Source organism: Micromonospora sp. CNZ322 (genome assembly GCF_007827755.1).
Map to the genome: position 1 here is coordinate 331,274 of NZ_VITD01000005.1, position 17,407 is coordinate 348,680.

General features: G+C 70.8%; 14 protein-coding genes. 6 read left to right on the forward strand and 8 right to left on the reverse strand.

Annotated elements, in window-relative coordinates; genetic code table 11:
- Positions 1-20: 20 nt before the first annotated feature.
- Genes FB453_RS15425 through FB453_RS15435 form a run of 3 tightly spaced genes read right to left on the reverse strand, consistent with a single transcriptional unit; the run spans position 21 to position 3,215 of the window.
- On the reverse strand, positions 21-1,760 hold the full coding sequence (locus FB453_RS15425) for a multicopper oxidase family protein (protein ID WP_145790861.1): 1,740 nt from the start codon (positions 1,758-1,760) through the stop codon (positions 21-23).
- A complete protein-coding gene (locus tag FB453_RS15430) occupies positions 1,757-2,209 on the reverse strand; it encodes a DUF6220 domain-containing protein (protein WP_145790863.1) in 453 nt (150 codons plus the stop codon). Before FB453_RS15430 ends, FB453_RS15425 begins: the two co-directional genes overlap by 4 nt.
- 10 nt (positions 2,210-2,219) lie before the next feature.
- Positions 2,220-3,215 (reverse strand): carboxymuconolactone decarboxylase family protein, encoded by a 996-nt coding sequence (locus FB453_RS15435; protein ID WP_145790865.1) that lies wholly within the window; start codon positions 3,213-3,215, stop codon positions 2,220-2,222.
- Positions 3,216-3,351: 136 nt separating this feature from the next.
- Here FB453_RS15435 and FB453_RS15440 point away from each other — a divergent pair, with 136 nt between their 5' ends.
- The 3 genes from FB453_RS15440 (at position 3,352) to FB453_RS15450 (ending at position 5,971) form a co-directional block, all read left to right on the forward strand.
- Positions 3,352-4,491: a sensor histidine kinase gene (locus FB453_RS15440; protein ID WP_486480277.1), complete on the forward strand. Its 1,140-nt coding sequence runs from the start codon at positions 3,352-3,354 to the stop codon at positions 4,489-4,491.
- Positions 4,488-5,150 (forward strand): response regulator transcription factor, encoded by a 663-nt coding sequence (locus FB453_RS15445; protein ID WP_145790867.1) that lies wholly within the window; start codon positions 4,488-4,490, stop codon positions 5,148-5,150. Before FB453_RS15440 ends, FB453_RS15445 begins: the two co-directional genes overlap by 4 nt.
- Before the next feature lie 107 nt (positions 5,151-5,257).
- A complete protein-coding gene (locus tag FB453_RS15450; RefSeq protein ID WP_145790869.1) occupies positions 5,258-5,971 on the forward strand; it encodes a hypothetical protein in 714 nt (237 codons plus the stop codon).
- Positions 5,972-5,984: 13 nt separating this feature from the next.
- On the opposite strand, the gene FB453_RS15455 is transcribed toward FB453_RS15450, so the two are convergent.
- Positions 5,985-6,752 (reverse strand): class I SAM-dependent methyltransferase, encoded by a 768-nt coding sequence (locus tag FB453_RS15455; RefSeq protein WP_145790871.1) that lies wholly within the window; start codon positions 6,750-6,752, stop codon positions 5,985-5,987.
- A 132-nt stretch (positions 6,753-6,884) separates the two neighbouring features.
- Here FB453_RS15455 and FB453_RS15460 point away from each other — a divergent pair, with 132 nt between their 5' ends.
- A complete protein-coding gene (locus FB453_RS15460; protein ID WP_145790873.1) occupies positions 6,885-8,411 on the forward strand; it encodes a gluconokinase in 1,527 nt (508 codons plus the stop codon).
- Here the strand turns inward: FB453_RS15460 and FB453_RS15465 are convergent.
- Genes FB453_RS15465 through FB453_RS15480 form a run of 4 tightly spaced genes read right to left on the reverse strand, consistent with a single transcriptional unit; the run spans position 8,389 to position 12,504 of the window.
- The gene (locus tag FB453_RS15465) at positions 8,389-9,279 is read right to left on the reverse strand and encodes an ABC transporter permease (RefSeq protein WP_091406994.1); all 891 of its coding nucleotides are present in this window, start codon (positions 9,277-9,279) and stop codon (positions 8,389-8,391) included. The genes FB453_RS15460 and FB453_RS15465 overlap by 23 nt on opposite strands.
- The gene (locus FB453_RS15470; protein ID WP_145790875.1) at positions 9,279-10,178 is read right to left on the reverse strand and encodes an ABC transporter permease; all 900 of its coding nucleotides are present in this window, start codon (positions 10,176-10,178) and stop codon (positions 9,279-9,281) included. The genes FB453_RS15465 and FB453_RS15470 overlap by 1 nt, the downstream gene beginning before the upstream one ends.
- The gene (locus FB453_RS15475) at positions 10,175-11,287 is read right to left on the reverse strand and encodes an ABC transporter ATP-binding protein (RefSeq protein ID WP_145790877.1); all 1,113 of its coding nucleotides are present in this window, start codon (positions 11,285-11,287) and stop codon (positions 10,175-10,177) included. The genes FB453_RS15470 and FB453_RS15475 overlap by 4 nt, the downstream gene beginning before the upstream one ends.
- The gene (locus FB453_RS15480; protein WP_112584430.1) at positions 11,284-12,504 is read right to left on the reverse strand and encodes an ABC transporter substrate-binding protein; all 1,221 of its coding nucleotides are present in this window, start codon (positions 12,502-12,504) and stop codon (positions 11,284-11,286) included. The genes FB453_RS15475 and FB453_RS15480 overlap by 4 nt, the downstream gene beginning before the upstream one ends.
- A gap of 185 nt (positions 12,505-12,689) precedes the next feature.
- Between FB453_RS15480 and FB453_RS15485 the strand changes: the two genes are divergently transcribed.
- Both FB453_RS15485 and FB453_RS15490 read left to right on the forward strand, forming a co-directional pair.
- Positions 12,690-13,772 carry a LacI family DNA-binding transcriptional regulator gene (locus FB453_RS15485; protein ID WP_145790879.1) on the forward strand — a complete coding sequence of 361 codons (1,083 nt, stop codon included), beginning with the start codon at positions 12,690-12,692 and terminating at the stop codon, positions 13,770-13,772.
- A gap of 148 nt (positions 13,773-13,920) precedes the next feature.
- On the forward strand, positions 13,921-17,382 hold the full coding sequence (locus FB453_RS15490) for an alpha-glucuronidase family glycosyl hydrolase (RefSeq protein ID WP_145790881.1): 3,462 nt from the start codon (positions 13,921-13,923) through the stop codon (positions 17,380-17,382).
- Positions 17,383-17,407 lie beyond the last annotated feature (25 nt).

Consider the following 17,407-nt stretch of genomic DNA (forward strand, 5'->3'; position numbering starts at 1 on the left):
AAAACTACAGGCCCCGGCGATCACGAGTACATGAGATGCAGCGTCATCCCGGCATCGGCGTGCGCCAGGTTGTGGCAGTGATTGGCCCACATCCCCGGGTTGTCGGCCCGGAACGCCACCTCCCACACCTCGCCCGGACGGACGTCGAACGAGTCCAGCCACAACGGGCTTCCGGTCGCCGGCTCGCCATCGCGGGCCAGCACCAGGACGTGGTGGCCGTGCAGGTGCCACGGGTGCACGATCTGCGACCGGTTGACGATCGTGAACCGTACGACGTCACCCCGGCCTACGACCTGCGGTGGGATGTCCGGGTCAGCCGCGCCGTTGACGGTGTGGGCGTACCGCGGTAGCAGTCTGCGCAGGTCGAGGCCGCGATCGAGGACGAGGGTGAACGTCTTGTCGAACCGGGACCAGGGCACCGGAGCGGTCGCGCCGTAGCCGAGCGGGTCGAGCACCGGCCAGGCGCCGGTCGCCGTCGACACCGGGCCGGTCGAGTAGACCGCCCGCCCGTCGACGAACAGCGCCACCGGGGTCGCCGGCGCGTCGAAGACCAGGTCGTAGCGGCCCCCGGCCGGGATCAGCACTGCGGTGTCCACCAGCGGCGTCGGGCCGCGCAGGTCGACGCCGTCGATCGCGGCCACCCGGAACGCGGTCCCGGCCAGGGCGTACCGGTGCGTCGTGCTGTCGGTGTTGATCAGCCGCAACCGCACCGGCAGGCCGGCCTCGACCTGCTCCACCTTCGGCACGGGCAACGGACGGCCCGCCAGGGTATGCACCGGCACTGTGACGTCGAGGCCGGTCGCCGGGCCCGGTCGCACCACCAGCACGCCGTAGAGACCCATCCGCACGCCGACATCGGAGGCCGAATGCGTGTGGTACCAGTACGTTCCGGCCTGGTCCGCGCGGAACCGGTAGACGAACTCCTGCCCGGGCCGCACCGCCGCCTGCGTCACCCCGGGTACCCCGTCCTGATCGTTCGGCACGTCGTACCCATGCCAGTGCACTGTGACGCCGCGCCCGATGTCCCGGTTGCGCAGCGTCACCTCCACCACGTCGCCGACGGTGGCGGTCAGTTCCGGTCCGGGGACCTGCCCGTTGAACGCCCACGCCGCGACGTTCCGGCCGCCCGCGTCCACAGTGGCGGTTGCGGCGGTCAGTGTGAACCGCCGGGTGGGTTCGTCGGCGATCCGGGCCGCCGGGAAACCATGATCATGCGGTACGGCGGGCGCGGCGCCCGGAGCGACGGTCAGCCCGGTTCCGGTCAGCAGCGCCGCGACCGCCACCACGAGGGCCACCCGGGACACCGTCCGGGGCAGGTGCGCACCGAGCGCACGCCCCGAGAAAACCGTCGCCGCCACGACTCCGGCGACCGCGAGCAGCCCCGCCCCGGCCGACGCCGGATAGCCGTGCAGGACCGTCACGAGCAGGGCGCTGCTCGTGGCGTACCCGGCGAAGAGCAGCGGAACCGCGACGGCCCGGATGTCGCCCGGGGCGCGCAGCAACCGCGGACCGGCGATCCCCACCGCCGCGAGCGACAGTGGGGCCGCGATGAGGACCTTCTCCGCGGCGAACCACCAGCCGGCGCGGGCGAGGGCGGTGATCGTGATCGCGCGGGCGAGCGTGGCGAGCAGGGCGACGGCCGCCAGTCCCAGCGCGAGCGGGCGGCGACGGGCGGCGGACGCGGCGCCACCGCCCAGCCAGGCGGCGGCCGCGAGGACCGCGATCACGAGGTCGGCCGCGAGCAGCGACCCGGTGGTCACGCCGGCTCTCCTTCCCGGGTGACCAGCCGAGCCGCGCCGGCGGGAACCGGGACGCTCAGCTGTCGCGCCGCCCGATGGACGCCGACCACGACGTGCACCGCGATGATTCCGTTGAGCGCGTGCAACCCACCGATGGTCAGGCCGAGCGGGGTGCTGACACCCGACGCGTCAGTGGACGCCTCGGCCAGCATGGCGATGAGCGGCTGGAGGACGACGAGGCCGATCGGCAGGATCGCCAGGCCGACGATCTTTCCCGGTGCCTTCGTCAGGGCGGCGAACACTGCGGTGAGCACTGTGAGAATCGGGATGACCGCCATGCCGTTGACGCTGTGCAGCGCGTACGCGTCGTCGCCGGCGGGTCTGGTGAACCCGCCCACGGCGGCGAGGACGAACTGCACGGCGAACGCGACGAGCAGCAGAGCGCTGCTGATGACGAGAGCCTTGCGCATGGGTTACCTCCTAGAGGCGCGCCGAGGCGAGGGCCCGGGCGACGTGATCGGTGGCCGTGATCGCCCCGTACGCGACCAACCGCACGAGGTCGGCATCGGCGGGGTGGGAGAGCCGCCAGAGAGCGACGTCGCCCGGGCTGATCGCGCTGGGCGCGAACGCCGCCAGCAACGCGATCCGCGTCCCGATGCGGTCCGTGCCCGGCACGTCCCGCACCAGGTCGACGGCCCAGTCCGCGGGCCGGGCCGGGAACCGCCCGTCCTCCCAGCGCACCGTGGCCGTGACGGTCTGGCGCGCCACGTCGCCCAGCAGCAGGTCCCCACCCCGGGCGGCGGCGTCCCGCAGCGACGCGTAGGCGACGCCCACCGGGCTGTCCTGCGCCCAGGCGGGAGGTGATGCCGTCGGGTCGGCGTCGAGGAGCGGGAGGCTTCGGCCGGGCTCCTTCGGCTCCCGGGCCGCCTTGGCGTAGAGCCGGCCCCCGACCGAGCGCACCAGCGGGGAGCGTTGCAGGCCGCCGGGGAGCAGATCGGGGTCGAGCAACGCGGACACGACCCGGTTGATGAAGTGGAAGGCGAGCAGGGTCCCGGTGATCTCCGGGACGTGGGTGCTGGTCCAGTCGGCGGCTCTGGGGCTGCGGCTCGCCTGCGCCCAGCCGACGAGCGCGGCGTGCCTCGGCTCGGGGGGCGTCTCCCCCCGGGCGACGGCCTCGGCCAGCTTCGCTGCGCCCAGCGCGTGCAGCAGCAGCACGTGGGCGTCGACGCAGAACTGACAGTGGTTGGCCCGGGACACCGCTGCCGCGACGAGTTCGCGCTCGACCCGGGGCGCGTCCCCGGCGAGCAGCGCCTCGCGCATCAGCGCCCAGGTCGCGGCCAGCACCTCCGGCACGGCCGAGAGCGCCTGGAAGGTCGGCAACGGTCCGAGAAAGTCGTCGCGCAACTGTTGGTAGACGGACGCTGTGCGGCCGGTGGCCGCCCTCGTCGGCGTGGGGGTGAAGAAGCGGTAGGTCATGGGTTCGATGCTCGTTCCGGCGGGCCGGGAAAACGTCGTGCCGCCGCAGACACTTGCCCCGCCGCTCATACCGCGCCCGTGGTACGCCGCAGGTACCACGCGCGCGGGATGCTCCACCGACGACGACCGTTCTACAGTGCGACCATGCGCCGCGACCTCCCGTACGCCCTCGGCGGGCTCGCCCTCGGCGTCCTCCTGCTCGGCAAACGCCGTGCTCACCCCGGACGCCGCGCCGGTCGAGGTGCTCGACGTCGCCCTGGTCCTCGCCACTGTGGTGGCCCTGGCGGCGTGCCGGCGCTACCCGGTGGTGGCGCTGGGCGTGGTCACCGTCGCCATGCTGGCCCTTCACGTCCGGGTGCACCCCGGGGTGTCCGCCGCGTTCCCCGTCCTCTGCGCGGTCTACGTCAGCGCCTGGCAGGGACACCGGTCGGCCTCCGCCGTGGCCAGCCTCGCCTTCCTCGGTAGCTTCCTGGCCCGCGACATCTCGATGGCGCCGGCCGGCCGACCAGGCCAACTGGTCGCCGAGCGGACGGCCCTGCTGCTCGGCTGGTTCGTGGCGGCCAACGTCGCCGGGCTCGTCGCGCGGCAGCGCCGGGCGTACCTGGAGCAGGTCGAGCAACGGGCGATCGAGGCCGAACGCACCCGCGAGGAGATGGCGTTGCGGCGCGCCGGGGAGGAGCGCCTGCGCATCGCCCGCGACCTGCACGACTCCCTGACCCACAGCATCTCGGTGATCAAGGTGCAGGCGGGGATCGCCGTGCACCTGGCGCGCAAGCACGGCGAGGAGCCGTCGGCCACGCTGCTGGCGATCCAGGAGGCCAGCGGCGCCGCGATGCGGGAACTCCGCACGACCCTCGACGTCCTCCGCGCACCAACCGACGGCGATCGGGTCGGCCTGGCCCGGGTGGACGAGCTGGCCGAGCGGACCCGGGCGGTCGGCGTACCGGTGCAGGTGACCGTCACCGGCCAGCGCGGGGACCTGCCCGACGAGGTCGACCAGGCCGGGTACCGGGTCATCCAGGAGGCCCTCACCAACGTGGCCCGCCACGCCGGGCCCGCGACAGCGCACATCCAGGTGGAGTACGCCCCGGCGGGGCTGACCGTCGCGGTCACCGACGACGGTCAGGCGTCGCCGGCTGAGCCGCTGACCCCGGGCGTGGGTCTACGCGGCATGCGGGAGCGGGTCAGCGCCCTGGGCGGCACGCTGCGGACCGCCGCGCACGACGACCACGGGTTCACCGTACGGGCCACCTTCCCGCTGCGGGAGCCGGGATGATCCGGGTGCTGATCGCCGACGACCAGGCGCTGATGCGAGCCGGCTTCCGGGCACTCCTCGACGCCGAAGACCACCTGGAGGTCGTCGGCGAGGCGACCGACGGCACCTCGGCCGTCCACCTGTCCCGGTGTCTGCGCCCGGACGTCGTCCTGATGGACGTGCAGATGCCGGGCCTCGACGGCATCGAGGCCACCCGGCGCATCGCCGCTGATCCTGACCTCGCCGCGATCCGCGTTCTCATCCTCACCAACTATGGGCTCGACTCCTATGTGTTCGCCGCCCTCCGCGCGGGCGCCAGCGGCTTTCTCCTCAAGGACGCCGACCCCGCCGACCTGCTGCACGCCGTCACCGTCGTCGCGCGCGGTGACGCGCTGCTCGCGCCGACCATCACCCGCACACTGATCAGTGAGTTCGTGGCCGGACCACCGCCGGCCGTGCCGACGGCCGGACGCGACGTGCTGACCGCCCGGGAGCAGGAGATCGTCGAGCTGGTCGCCCGTGGGCTGACCAACGACGAGATCGCCGTGCGCATGGTGATCAGTCCGCTGACCGCCAAGACACACGTCAACCGGGCCATGACGAAGCTGCACTGCCGCGACCGGGCGCAGCTGGTCGTGTGGGCGTACGAGTCGGGGCTGATTACGCCGCGTCGGCGGTGATCGCCGTCTCCGAGCGCGGCGTCGATCAACCCCCCTTGGGAACATGAGGGAGGGCCGACGCACTAGCATTGCCGCCGTCCGCGACGGCTCTGCTGAATCGAGGCGACATGCGTTGGCTCCGTCGTTTGCTGGGCGGTAGGAAGGTCCAGCTCGACCCGGGACGCCAGCAGGCTTTGCTGCACGACGTCCAGTCCCGGTACGGCCCCCACGCGCGGATCCGGTTCAACGAACAGGTCGAGGCGCTCACCGGTTCGCTCGACAGTGACGACGGCCTGGTGGTGGCGACCCGGATCGTGAGTCAGGTCGCCGACGAGGCCCACGTGGACCTTCAGGCCCAGGCCCAGGAGATCCACCGACGGACCGGCCGGCGACTGCTGGTGCACCGCCGTAACTACCGGCCGCTGTGGAAGGAGGCGGGCCCGGCCCTGCGCTGGCCGCTGTTCGCGTTGCCGTGCGGCTTCCACCCGTACGCGCAGGTGGCCGCCGCCGTCACTGTGGTCGGCAACCGGGCTCCCCGGCTCGACCGGGTGACCGACCCGAACCCGCTGGTGACCCGCGTGTTCGAGGTGCTCGACCTGACCACCTCCGGCTGGGAGTACGGCCGGGTGCGGGTGGACACCGACGCCGCCACCCTGGCCGATCGACTGATCGTCAGTGCCGGGCAGGTCCTCGCGGCGATGGACGACCCGCCGCGGCTGCCGCCCGCGGTCCGTGAGCTGATGCGTCGCAACAACACCGTCGCCGTGCACGACCCGTCCGGCCCCCGGGCGGTGGGCGGGATCAACCTGGGCGCGCGGATGCGCGAGGAGTTCCTGGTCTGAGCGCCACCGGGCGCTACTGCTCGGGGCGCCGGCGGGCGAGATGCACGACGATGTCGGCGGAAAGCTCGACCCGCTCGGGCAGGATCCGCTCGATCTGGCCGAAGACCTGCTCCTGCTTCGAGGTCGGCAGCTCGAGATAAGCCGAGATCGTCGACAGGTGCCCCACGTAGTCGCGCGCGCTCATCGTCAGCCGACGCTCGATCACGGTCTGCCGCACATCGGTGAACCATTCGGAGCGTTGGAGTTCCGTGCCCGGCCACTGCATGGCCTGCCCCGGGGGCGTGCCGTCGGGAGAGGGAATCTCGTCGCTCTCCAGGAAGGGTGCCCGGGCGAGGCGGACAGCGTCGGCCACCGCCGGGTCAACCAGCTGGGTCGGTCCACCGAACGAGGCGAACACGCCGCCGGGTTCCAGCAGCGCGGCCACCCGTGACCATCGCCCCTCGGGTTTCGTCCAGTGCAGTGCCGCCGCCGCGTAGACCAGGTGGTACCTCGCGCCCGGCCGCAGGTCCTCGAACGCGGCCCGCACGGTCTCGACGCCTGCTGACACGTGCTTGCGCAGCTCGGCGAGCATGGCCGCGTCCGGCTCGGTCGCGGTGACAGTGACGTCCGCTCCGGCGAACAGCCGGGTCGCCTTGCCGGTTCCGGCGCCGACCTCCAGGGCCGTTCGAATGGGCCGACCCGCGTACGTCAGCACCAGGTCGACAAGCTCGGCGGGGTACCCCGGTCGGTACCGTTCGTATTGTTCCGCCACCATCCCGAAGCTCAGTGCGCGAGCAGGCATGCCGACAATCCTGTCACCACTCGCGTCGGTGATGCCCGATCTTCCACGCAAACGGGTCGGCTACCCGCCGCCGTGACGACAACTGCGCGCAACCGCTTGCCGGCCCGGCGAACACCGCTCGACCATGTGCGGATGGGGCCGGAGCGTCGGGTGATCGTCGGTGTCGACGTGGGCACCACTGCCGTGCGGGCTGTCGCGTTCGCGTTGGACGGCACCGCACGACACGTCGCGACGCGGGAGTACCCACTGCTTGAGCCGATGCCCGGCTGGCAGGTACAGGAGCCGGACGTGCTGATGGCGGCCTCCCTGGCGGCGATGTCCGCGTGTGTGGCCGGCACCGCCGGGGCGGAGGTGGTCGCCCTCGCGCTGAGCTCCGCCAGGTACGGCCTGATCGGGCTGGACGCGGCCATGACGCCGGTGACGCCGCTGCTGACCCGGCGCGACGCGCGGTCGTCGGAGGCGGCCCGTGAGTTGCGGTTGTCCGGCCAGAGCGGGGAGCTGCACCGGTTGACGGGCACACCCGTGCATTCGATGAACCCGCTCTGCAAGCTCCTGTGGTTCGCCCGCCATGAGCCGTACCTCTGCACGGCGACGCGGTGGTGGATCGGCCTCAAGGACTACGTGGTCCATCGGCTCACCGGGATGTTGGTGACCGAGTTGTCCTCGGCATCCGGCACCGGGATGTTCGACGTGCACCGTCGGGTGTGGAGTCCCGCCGTACTCGATCTTGCCGGGGTGTCCGAGAGTCAGCTGCCCCCGGTGCTGCCCACGACGGCGGTGTTGCGGTTGTCGCCGACGGCCGGGCGCGCGGTCGGCCTGCCCTCCGGCACACCGGTGGTCGTCGGCGCGGGGGACGGTCCGTTGCGCAGTCTGGGCGCGGCGGCGATCGACCCCACCGTCGGTGGCCTGACGCTCGGGGCCACCGGGTCCCTGCGGACGGTCGTCGAGGCTCCCCTCACCGACCCGGCGGAGACGTTCTCCTGCGGTGCGCTGACCGACGACGCCTGGGTTGTCGGCGGCGCGCTCAGCAACGGCGGCAACGTCGTGCGGTGGGCGGGACGCGTCCTCGGTGACGACAGTGCCGCGCCCTCGCTCCTGGATCTCGCCGAGCGGATCGCACCGGGCAGCGACGGTCTCGTGATGCTGCCCTACCTGCGGGCCGACGAGCCCTCGCCGCAGGGCAGTGCCCCGCCGGGCGCGTTCCTGGGTCTGCGTAGCGAGCACTCGCGCGGCCACCTGGTCCGGGCCGCCGTGGAGGGCGTCTGCCTGCAACTCGCTGGTGTCCGTGACCGGCTGGCCGAGCTGACGCCGATCGACAGCGTCCGCCTGACCGGCGGCGCCTTCGGGTCGCCGCTGTGGCGCGAGGTGATGGCGGCGGTGCTGGACTGCCCGGTCCGCGTCACGGGTGTGGCCGACCATGTCACCCTCGGCGCGGCGACCCTCGGGCTCTTCGCGATCGGGCACACCGCCGATCTTCAGGAGGCGCTCACCCAGCTCGATCCCGGGGTTGTCGGTGGCGAGCCCGTCGCTGTGGACCCGGCTCTCGCCGCGGCCTACCGCGGTCTGCGGACGAGACTGCCCGCGCTCCTCACTGTCGCGGGTCGCCTGGGCGAGATCCTCGACGCCAGCGCCGGCCTCAGTGCTCCGGCTCGTCCTTGACCTGGGCCACCAGCTGAGTCGGGTTGACGTAGCGCAGCGCGACGACGAGGAGGACCAGCATCATCGAGGTGTAGATGACCGCCATGGCGTCGACCGACTGTTGTGCCCTGATCCCGGATGCGGACATCGAGTAGTAGAGCGCCACCACAAGGGTCTGCGAGTCCGGCCCCGCGGTCAGGAAGGTGAGCTCGAACATGCCCACGGTCCGGACCAGCACGAGGATCGCGGAGGCGAGGATGCCCGGCACGAGCAGCGGCGTGAGAACCCGGAGGAACACCGTCCGCAGGCCCGCGCCGCACATGCGCGCGGCGCTCTCGATCCTCGGGTCGATCTGCTCGATGAACGGGGTCATGGTCAGGATGACGAAGGGCACCGACGGCACGAGGTTGGCGAGCACCACCCCGGACATGTGCCCGGCCAGGCCGAACTTGTAGAGGACTGTCGCCAGCGGGATGCCGTACGTGATCGGAGGCATCAGAATGGGCAGCAGGAACACCAGGAAGATCAGCCGTTTGCCCGGGAACGAGCGCCGCGCGAGGGCGTAGGCGGCCGGCACGCCGATCACCAGCGAGAGGCCCACGACGAGTACGGAGACCTCCAGTGTCACGACGATGACCTGGAGGAGCGCGAACTCGTCCCAGGCTCGGGCGTACCAGCTGGTGGTGTAGCCGTCCGGGAGCCAGGTGTCGAACCAGCGCTGGCCGAACGAGCTGACCAGCACGGACGCCACGACGCCCAGCAGGTTGAGGAAGAAGAAGATGACGACGCCCCACACGATCCAGGCGGCCGGGCGCGCGGCGATGCGCCGCCGCCGGTCGGTGCTGGTGGCGGGGGGCCGCGCTGGTGGGGCCTGGGTGGTCGTTGCCATCAGCCCTTGCCTCCCGTGGAGCCGGTGTAGAAGCGGCTACGAGCGGCCAGCACCACAGCGATGATGACCAGCTCGACGAAGCCCATGATCATGGCGATCGCCGACGCGTACGGGTAGTCGTACTGCTCGTAGGCCGCCTGGTAGGCGGCGAGGGAGATGACCCGGGTCTCCCCGGCCGGGTTGCCGACCAGAACTGCCGACGGGAACACACTGAACGCCAGGACGAACGTCAGGCAGAAGGTCGTGGCGAGGCCGGGCATCAGCAGCGGCAGGGTGATCCGGGTGAACCGACGACGCCAGTCCGCGCCCAGCGTCGCGGCCGCTCGTTCCAGGGTCGGGTCGATGCCGGACAGGTACGAGAGCACCAGCAGGAACGCGAACGGAAAGCCGGTGATCACCAGGGAGAAGAACACGCCCCAGTAGTTGTGGGTCAGCCGCACCGGCTCGTCGACGAGATGGGTGGCCAGCAGGATCCGGTTGAACCAGCCGGTGGGGCCGAGGAAGTTCAGCAACCCCTGTGCGGTGAGGACCGTGCCGAGTGTGATCGGCACGACCAGCAGCGTGGTGACCAGCCGTTTGCCCCGGAACCGGCCGCGCATCCGGTAGGCGATCGGCACCGCCGCGAGGACGTTCAGGAGCGCGGCGGGCAACGCGATCCGCAGCGTGATCCAGATCGTGCCGCGCTCGTAGGAGTCGGAGAAGAACCGGGCGTAGTCGCTGAACGGCCCGCCCCTGGTCGGCTGGAACGAGAGCGTCAGCCCGTAGAAGAACGGGTAGAGGAACAGGGCGATGACGAAGACCAGGGCCGGGACCAGCAACCAGAGCTGACGATCGACGCCCCGCTCGGCGAGACGGTGCTGCCAGTGCGCCAGCGGCCTCCCGGGCCCGGTACCGCTCACCGCGTCGCCGCCGGGGCGTCCGCGAGGCGGTCGGGCTGCGTCGACGCGTCGGCGGGATAGACGAGCAGCCGCTGCGGGTCGACGGCCAGCTTGACCTGGTCGCCCGGCGCGATCCGCTGCTCGGTCCGCAGGTGCAGCAGCAGTCCGGTGTCGGTGCGGGCCTCGGCCGCCAGCTCGCGGCCCTGGTACTCCACCACCTCGACCGTCGCCGACATGGCGTTGCGGGTCTCGCCGGGCCCGTCGACGCGGATGTCCTCGGGGCGTACCGCGACCACCGCCTCCGCCCCTGGCTGGAGGCCCCCCACCACCTCACCAAGCAGGCGATGACCGGACGACTCGACGGTGGCCCGGGCACCTTCGGACTGCTCCACCCGCCCCCGCCACAGGTTGCGGTAGCCCATGAAGTCGGCGACGTGCCAGTTCGCCGGTCGGGTGTGCAGCTCACGCGGCGAGCCGATCTGCTGCACCCGCCCCTCCCGCAGCACCACCAGCCGGTCGGCCAGGGACAGCGCCTCCTCCTGGTCGTGGGTCACGTAGACGGTGGTGAGCCCCAACGACTGGTGCAGCCGGCGGATCTCGGTCCGCATCTCCAGGCGCAGCTTGGCGTCGAGGTTGCTCAACGGCTCGTCCATCAACACCAGGGACGGCTCGAACACGACGGCACGGGCGATGGCGACGCGTTGCTGCTGGCCACCCGAGAGCTGGCCGGGCAGCTTGTCGACGTGGTCCTCCAGTCGCACCAGCCGCACCGCCTCCGCCGTACGCCGGCGCGTCTCCTCCTTGGGTAGCCGCCGCATGCGCAGTCCGAAGGCGATGTTCGCCCGGACCGTCAGGTGCGGAAAGAGGGCGTAGCTCTGGAACACCATGCCGAAGCCGCGCCGCTCCGGTGGGAGCGTGTCGATACGGCGCTCGTCCTGCCAGATGCTCCCCTCCGTCAACGGCAGCAGCCCGGCCAGGCAGTTCAACGCCGTCGACTTGCCGCAGCCGGACGGGCCGAGCAGGGCGATGAACTCCCCCGCCTCGATCGTCAGGTCCAGCTCGGTGAGCGCGGCCTGGCCACCGAACCGGCGGGACACCCCGTCCAGCCGTAGCTGGGTGAAGGCGCTCATCCCTGCTTGACCTTGCCGCCGCCGATCTCGCGGTCCCAGCGGCTGAACGCCGCCACCAGGCTCTTCGCGTCGAGCGGGACCTCGGTCGGGTTTCCGGCGATCAGCGCGTCGTACTCGGGTCGACCGAACTCCCGGATCGCGTCCTGGCTCTTCTGCGGCGCCGACGAGAGCTGGACCTCCTTGATCGCCGGGCCCGGGTAGAAGTAACCCTCGTCGTACGCCTTCGCCTGCTGTTCAGGGGTGAGCATGAACGCCAGCAGGGCCAGCACGGCGGCCTGGGTGTCGGTCGACACGCCCTTGGGCAGGACGGCGTAGTGCGCGTCGGTGACCCAGTGGAAGCCGTCGATCGGGGTGATCCTGGCCTCCTTGGGCACCGTGCCGAGCACCCGCGGGTTGATGTCCCAACCGGTTGTGCTGACGATCAGGTGCGCGGTGCCGTTGGCGAGGTTCTTCATCGTCTCGGTGGTGCCGGACGGGTAGTAGTCGACGTACTGGCCCAACTCCTTGAGGAAGGCCCATGTCTTGTCCCAGCCCGCGGTGGGGTCCTTGGGGTTCGAGTCGCCCAGGATGTAGGGCAGACCCATCAGAAACGTCCGGCCCGGGCCGGAGTTGGCCGGGCGGGCGTACTGGAATTTCCGGGGGTTGGCTCTGGCCCAGGCGAGCAGTGCGTCCGCGCTGGTGGGTGGCGTCGCCAGGCGCGACGGCAGATATTCGAGCAGCGGACCGGACGGGTAGTAGGTGACGGTGACGCCCGCGTTGCCGGCGAGCTTCTGCATCGCGGCGGCCGGCTCCAGGTAGTTGCTCATGCCGCCGAGACGGTCCTGGAAGGTCGGCAACACGTCGATCCAGAGCCCCTGCTCTATCCCGGCGGCCAGGCCGTCGACGCCGGTCAGCACGAGGCCGATGTCCACCCGGTCCGCCCCCTGCTGGGCCTTGATCTTCCCGGCCAGCTCGGGCGCGGGCGCCTTGGAATAGGTGACCCGGGAGATCACGTCGGGGTTCTTCGAGACGAACTCGTCGATCATTCCCTGGGTCAGCTGGAGGTTGCCCGCCACGTCGAGGACGTTGAGCGTGACGGCCTTACCGGGCCGCTGTGGCACCTCACCGGTGCTGTCGCCAGTGTTGTCGCCGGGGGCCTCGGGTGCCCCACACCCGACCGTGCCCACCAGGAGTGACGATGCCGTGACCAGGAGAGCGCCGCGCCGCGAGATACCCATGAGCCGTTCCCTCCGCCAGGTGTCATCAGTGCTGATTGAGGCAGCCGGCGCGCCGCGACGGCAACGGGTTGCCATGTATTGCCTCGCGCGAATGTGATCGGGCTGCTGGATTGTTGCGGGGGCATTGCCGAGTATTCACTGCCGCCATACCATGATCACGGCGCGTAGCCGGGAGGAGCATGCAGATGCCCGACCACATCAGGCCGCCGGGACAGCGAGTCACGATCTACGACGTCGCCCGTGAGGCGGACGTCTCACCGTCCACGGTGTCCCGCGCCTTCTCCCGACCGAGTCGCGTCAACTCCGAGACCGCCGAACGGATCCGGCGGGTCGCCGAGCGGTTGGGCTACCGGACCAACCCCCTCGCTCGCGCCCTCACCACGTCCCGGACGCAGATGATCGCGCTGGTGATCGCCGACATCACCAACCCGGTGTACGCCGAGATCGTGCGCGGCGCGCAGGAGGTGGCGGCCGACGGCGAATACACCACAGTGCTGATCGACGCCCAGGAGTCCGACCGGCTGGAACGGGCGGCGGTCGAACGCACCATGTCGACAGTCGACGGCATCGTGCTGGCCAGCAGCCGGATGTCCGACTCGGCCATCCGGATGGTCGCCAAGCAGCGGCCGGTGGTGGTCCTCAACCGCGCTCTCGCCGACGTGCCGTGCGTCGTCACGGACGACCCTCGTGGTGTGCGGCGGGCCGCCGAACACCTCGGCGAGTTGGGGCACGACCACATCACCTACGTCGCGGGGCCGCAGGCGTCCTGGCCCAATGGTGTGCGCTGGCGCTCGCTGCTCGAGGCGGGCATGGAGCTGGAGATCAAGGTTCGCCAGATCGGGCCGTTCAGCCCCACCCTGGCGGGCGGTGAGCGGGCCGCGCAGGAGCTGTGCGCGCGTCCCGCGACGGCGGTCCTGGCCTTCAACGACCAGATGGCCATCGGGATCATCCGCGGTCTCAGCCGGATGGGCGTCAACGTTCCGGGCGACGTCAGCGTCGTGGGCTTCGACAACATCCTCGCCGCCGACATCGTCACGCCCGGGCTCACCACCGTCGCGGCACCGCTCTACGCGGAAGGCTCGGCCGCTACCCGGCACCTGCTCACGATGATCGAGGGGGCGCCCGGGCACACCGGCCGGCCGATGGTCCTGCCGGTACGCCTCGTGGTCCGCGACTCGACGGCCGTGCGCAACCCGAGCCCCGGTCGGGCCCGACCCGCGTGGGTGCGGCAGCGGCCCGTTCCCGGCCCGGCGGCCCGCCTGCCGTGAGGGCCACGCGGCCCCGCGACAAGAAACGACAACTCGTTGCCGGGGTGGAGCCACGCCGGGAAGGATCGACGCGCATCCATCCAGCAACGTCGTTGCGCTCGCGGGACGGGCCGAACGGCGTCCCCAGCGAACGAACGAGGAGATGGCGATGAACCGAGCTTCGGTGCCCCGGCTACGGCGAACCCTCATCGTGCTGGGCACGGCACTGGCCACCGTCGCGGCCACCCTCACTGTCGCCACCACCACGCCGGTCGCCGCGGCCCCGTCGCCGGACGACTACAACGGCTCCGACCTGTGGCTGCGATACGTACCGGTCGACGACGCGAAGCTGCTGCGTGACTACCGCCGCGCGGCCACGGCGATCGTGGTCGAGAACGCCGACGCCACGAAGGTCCACCGGCACACGACGGACCTCGCCATGGCCCCCGATTCACGCGAGAAGCTCGTCGAGACCACGCTGGGTGCCGCCCGGGACGAACTGGTCCGCGGTCTGGGCGGGCTGCTCGGCCAACCGACACCCGTGGCGACCGTCGACGGCGGCACGGTCCCCGACGGCGCGGTCGTGGTGGGCACGCCGACGAGTTCGCCGCTGGTGGGCCGCACCATCGCCACCCGCGACCTGGCCAAAGTGGGCGACGAGGGCTACCTCGTCCGGTCGGTGTCGAAGGGCAGGGCACGCTTCACCGTCATCGCCGGCAACACCGACCTCGGCGCGCTGTACGGCACCTTCGCCTTCCTGCGGCTGCTACAGACCCAGAAACCCATCGACCACCTCCGCGTCGCGGAGTCACCGAAGATCAAGCATCGTTTGCTGAACAACTGGGAGACCGAGCGTCTCTACGCGGGCAACAACGCCTCCGGAATCGGCGGGCTGAACGGGGAGAGCGGGGCGATCTTCAACTTCGCAGCCACCGGCGCCAGCGCCGGCCGGAATCTGCCCGTCATTCTCGACCGCTACCTCGTCATGGCACGCGCGTTGGCGTCGCTGGGTATCAACGGCATCACCATCAACAACGTCAACGCCGACAACGCGTACCTGACGAGCACCCGCATCGCGCAGGAGGCCGCCCTGGCCGACGCGCTGCGTCCGTACGGCATCAGGCTGGGCCTGTCGATCCGCTACACCGCGCCCACCGACAGCCGGTTCGCGCCGGACACGCTGACCAACAGCCAACTCGATCCGTACGGCGCGGATTTCCGGGGCTGGTGGCACCGCCGGGCCCAGCAGATCCAGGCCGCGATCCCGGACTTCATGGGCCTCACCGTCAAGGCCAACTCCGAGGGCCAGCCGGGGCCACAGGACTTCGGGTACGACCACGGTGACGGCGCCAACGCCATCGCCGCCGCGGTGGCGCCGCTCGGGATGACAGTGCACTGGCGGACGTTCGTCTACAACGCCGAGGTCGACAACGACCGGCTCAAGCGGGCCTACCTGGAGTTCGGGCCGATCGACGACGAGGTCCAGCCGGACGGCAGCCGGGGACGCTTCGCCGACAACGTGTTCCTCCAGACCAAGAACGGGCCACTGGACTTCCAGGCCCGGGAGCCCATCCACCCGATGTTCGGCCGGATGGAGAACACCAACCAGGCCCTGGAACTCCAGATCACCCAGGAGTACACCGGCCAGAACTGGATGCTGGCCTACCTCGGCCCGATGTACGAGGAGATCCTCAAGACCGACACGTACGCGACCGACGCGAACGGGAAGCTGCTCAAGAAGCGCCTGGTCGGCAACATCGTCGACGGGACCGCCCAGCACCACCCGGACACCGCCATCGTGGGTGTCGCCAACCTCGGCAACGCGGACAACCTCACCGGGCACCACTTCGCCCAGGCGAACCTGTTCGCCTTCGGTCGTCAGGCGTGGGACTGGACGCTCGACTCGACGGACATCGCTACCGACTGGACGCGGATGACCTGGAGCAACGACCGACGCGTCGTCGACACCATCCACCGGATGATGATGGGCTCGTGGGAGTCGCTGGTCAGCTACCAGACGCCGCTGGGCATCGGCCACCAGTTCGCCGAGGGCGTCCACTACCGCCCCGACCCCGCCGACTGGGCGGGCCGCGACGACTGGAGCCCGATCTACTACAACAAGGCCGACAGCGTCGGTCTGGGCTTCGACCGCTCCCCCACCGGCAGCAACCTGGCCGCGCAGTACTTTCCCCGGTTGCAGCAGCGCTACGGGAACATCAACTCGGTCCCGGAGAACCTGCTGATGTGGTTCCACCACGTGCCGTGGGGCCATCGGATGGACAGCGGCCGGACGTTCTGGGACGAGTTGGTCTACCGCTACCAGATGGGCGTGCAGTACGTGACCTGGATGCGGGAGACCTGGGACGCTCTGCAACCCGACATCGACGCGCGCCGGTTCGCCGAGGTACGCGCCAAGCTGGCGGTGCACGAGGCGGACGCCGCCGACTGGCGGGACACCTCGGTGAACTACTGGAAGGAGTTCACCGGGCGGGACATCCCGGTCGACGACGCACCGCTGTCGGCGACGATCGTGGTGAACGGGAAGAGATTCGGCGGCTTCAACCTGTCGGACACCTCGTACACCATCCCGGTGCCGGCCGGGGCCTCGCCGACCATCACGAAGGTGCGGACGGCCGACCGGAAGGCCCGCTACGAGATCATCTCCCAGGCGGCCGACGTACCTGGTCAGGCGGTCGTCAAGGTCACGACGGAGAGCTTCTTCGGCCCCCTGGTGAAGAACTACGTCTTCAACCTGGTGCCCGACACGACGCTGACCGCCCTGCGTGTCGACGGCAAGCGTCTGGCGTCCTTCGCGCCGACGTTGCTGCGCTACAACGCCCTCACGCCGGCCGGCACCACGACAGTGCCGACGGTCACCGCCAGCGCCGCCGACCCCACCGCCACGGTCGCGGTCGAGCAGGCGACCAGCCCCACCGGGCAGGCCCGGGTCACCGTCACCAACGGCGGAGCCTCATCGGTCTACACGGTGGATTTGAACACCACCATCACCGGCAGCGACGAGTTCGACTCGGCTCAGCTCGGCCCGCAGTGGCAGTGGGTCCGGCCGGACGAGAGCAGCCGGCGTCTGGCCGACGGGTCCCTGGTCATCACCGCGCAGCAGGGCGACCTCCAGGGCAACGCCAACACCGCGAGGAACCTGGCCCTGCAGGACGTCGACGGCGACTGGACGGCCGAGTCCAGGATCGTCTTCTCCCGCCCACTCGCCGCCAACAACGAGCAGGGCGGTGTGCTCGGGTACGCGGACGACAACAACTACGTGAAGCTCGTCTGGGAGATGGGCAACGCGACCGCCGCCGTCAACAAGACCCGGATCGTCTTCCTGCGCGAACAGAACGGCACGGCGTCCACCCTGGAGATCACCGGAGCCGACGCCCAGCGCATCGTCGGGGCCGTCGGCGCCATCTGGCTGCGACTGACCAAGATCGGGGACAGCTACCGCGCCTACTACTCCACCGACGGGAGCGTCTACCGCTACATCGGCTCCACGACGCTCAACGTCGAGGCGACGAAGGCCGGGCTGCTGGCCTTCAACCGGGCCGGCACCTCCACCGACCTCGACGTCGCCTTCGACTACTTCCGGATCGAGAGCCGCGGCGAGCGCATCCCCTAGACGAGTAAGTCCTAACTCAAGACGG

Coding starts and splice junctions, on each gene's coding strand:
- FB453_RS15455 (WP_145790871.1), bottom strand. CDS start 6,752: ATGCCTGCTCGCGCACTGAGCTTCGGGATGGTGGCGGAACAATACGAA.
- FB453_RS15430 (WP_145790863.1), bottom strand. CDS start 2,209: ATGCGCAAGGCTCTCGTCATCAGCAGCGCTCTGCTGCTCGTCGCGTTC.
- FB453_RS15445 (WP_145790867.1), top strand. CDS start 4,488: ATGATCCGGGTGCTGATCGCCGACGACCAGGCGCTGATGCGAGCCGGC.
- FB453_RS15465 (WP_091406994.1), bottom strand. CDS start 9,279: ATGGCAACGACCACCCAGGCCCCACCAGCGCGGCCCCCCGCCACCAGC.
- FB453_RS15490 (WP_145790881.1), top strand. CDS start 13,921: ATGAACCGAGCTTCGGTGCCCCGGCTACGGCGAACCCTCATCGTGCTG.
- FB453_RS15450 (WP_145790869.1), top strand. CDS start 5,258: ATGCGTTGGCTCCGTCGTTTGCTGGGCGGTAGGAAGGTCCAGCTCGAC.
- FB453_RS15460 (WP_145790873.1), top strand. CDS start 6,885: ATGGGGCCGGAGCGTCGGGTGATCGTCGGTGTCGACGTGGGCACCACT.
- FB453_RS15480 (WP_112584430.1), bottom strand. CDS start 12,504: ATGGGTATCTCGCGGCGCGGCGCTCTCCTGGTCACGGCATCGTCACTC.
- FB453_RS15485 (WP_145790879.1), top strand. CDS start 12,690: ATGCCCGACCACATCAGGCCGCCGGGACAGCGAGTCACGATCTACGAC.
- FB453_RS15435 (WP_145790865.1), bottom strand. CDS start 3,215: ATGACCTACCGCTTCTTCACCCCCACGCCGACGAGGGCGGCCACCGGC.
- FB453_RS15475 (WP_145790877.1), bottom strand. CDS start 11,287: ATGAGCGCCTTCACCCAGCTACGGCTGGACGGGGTGTCCCGCCGGTTC.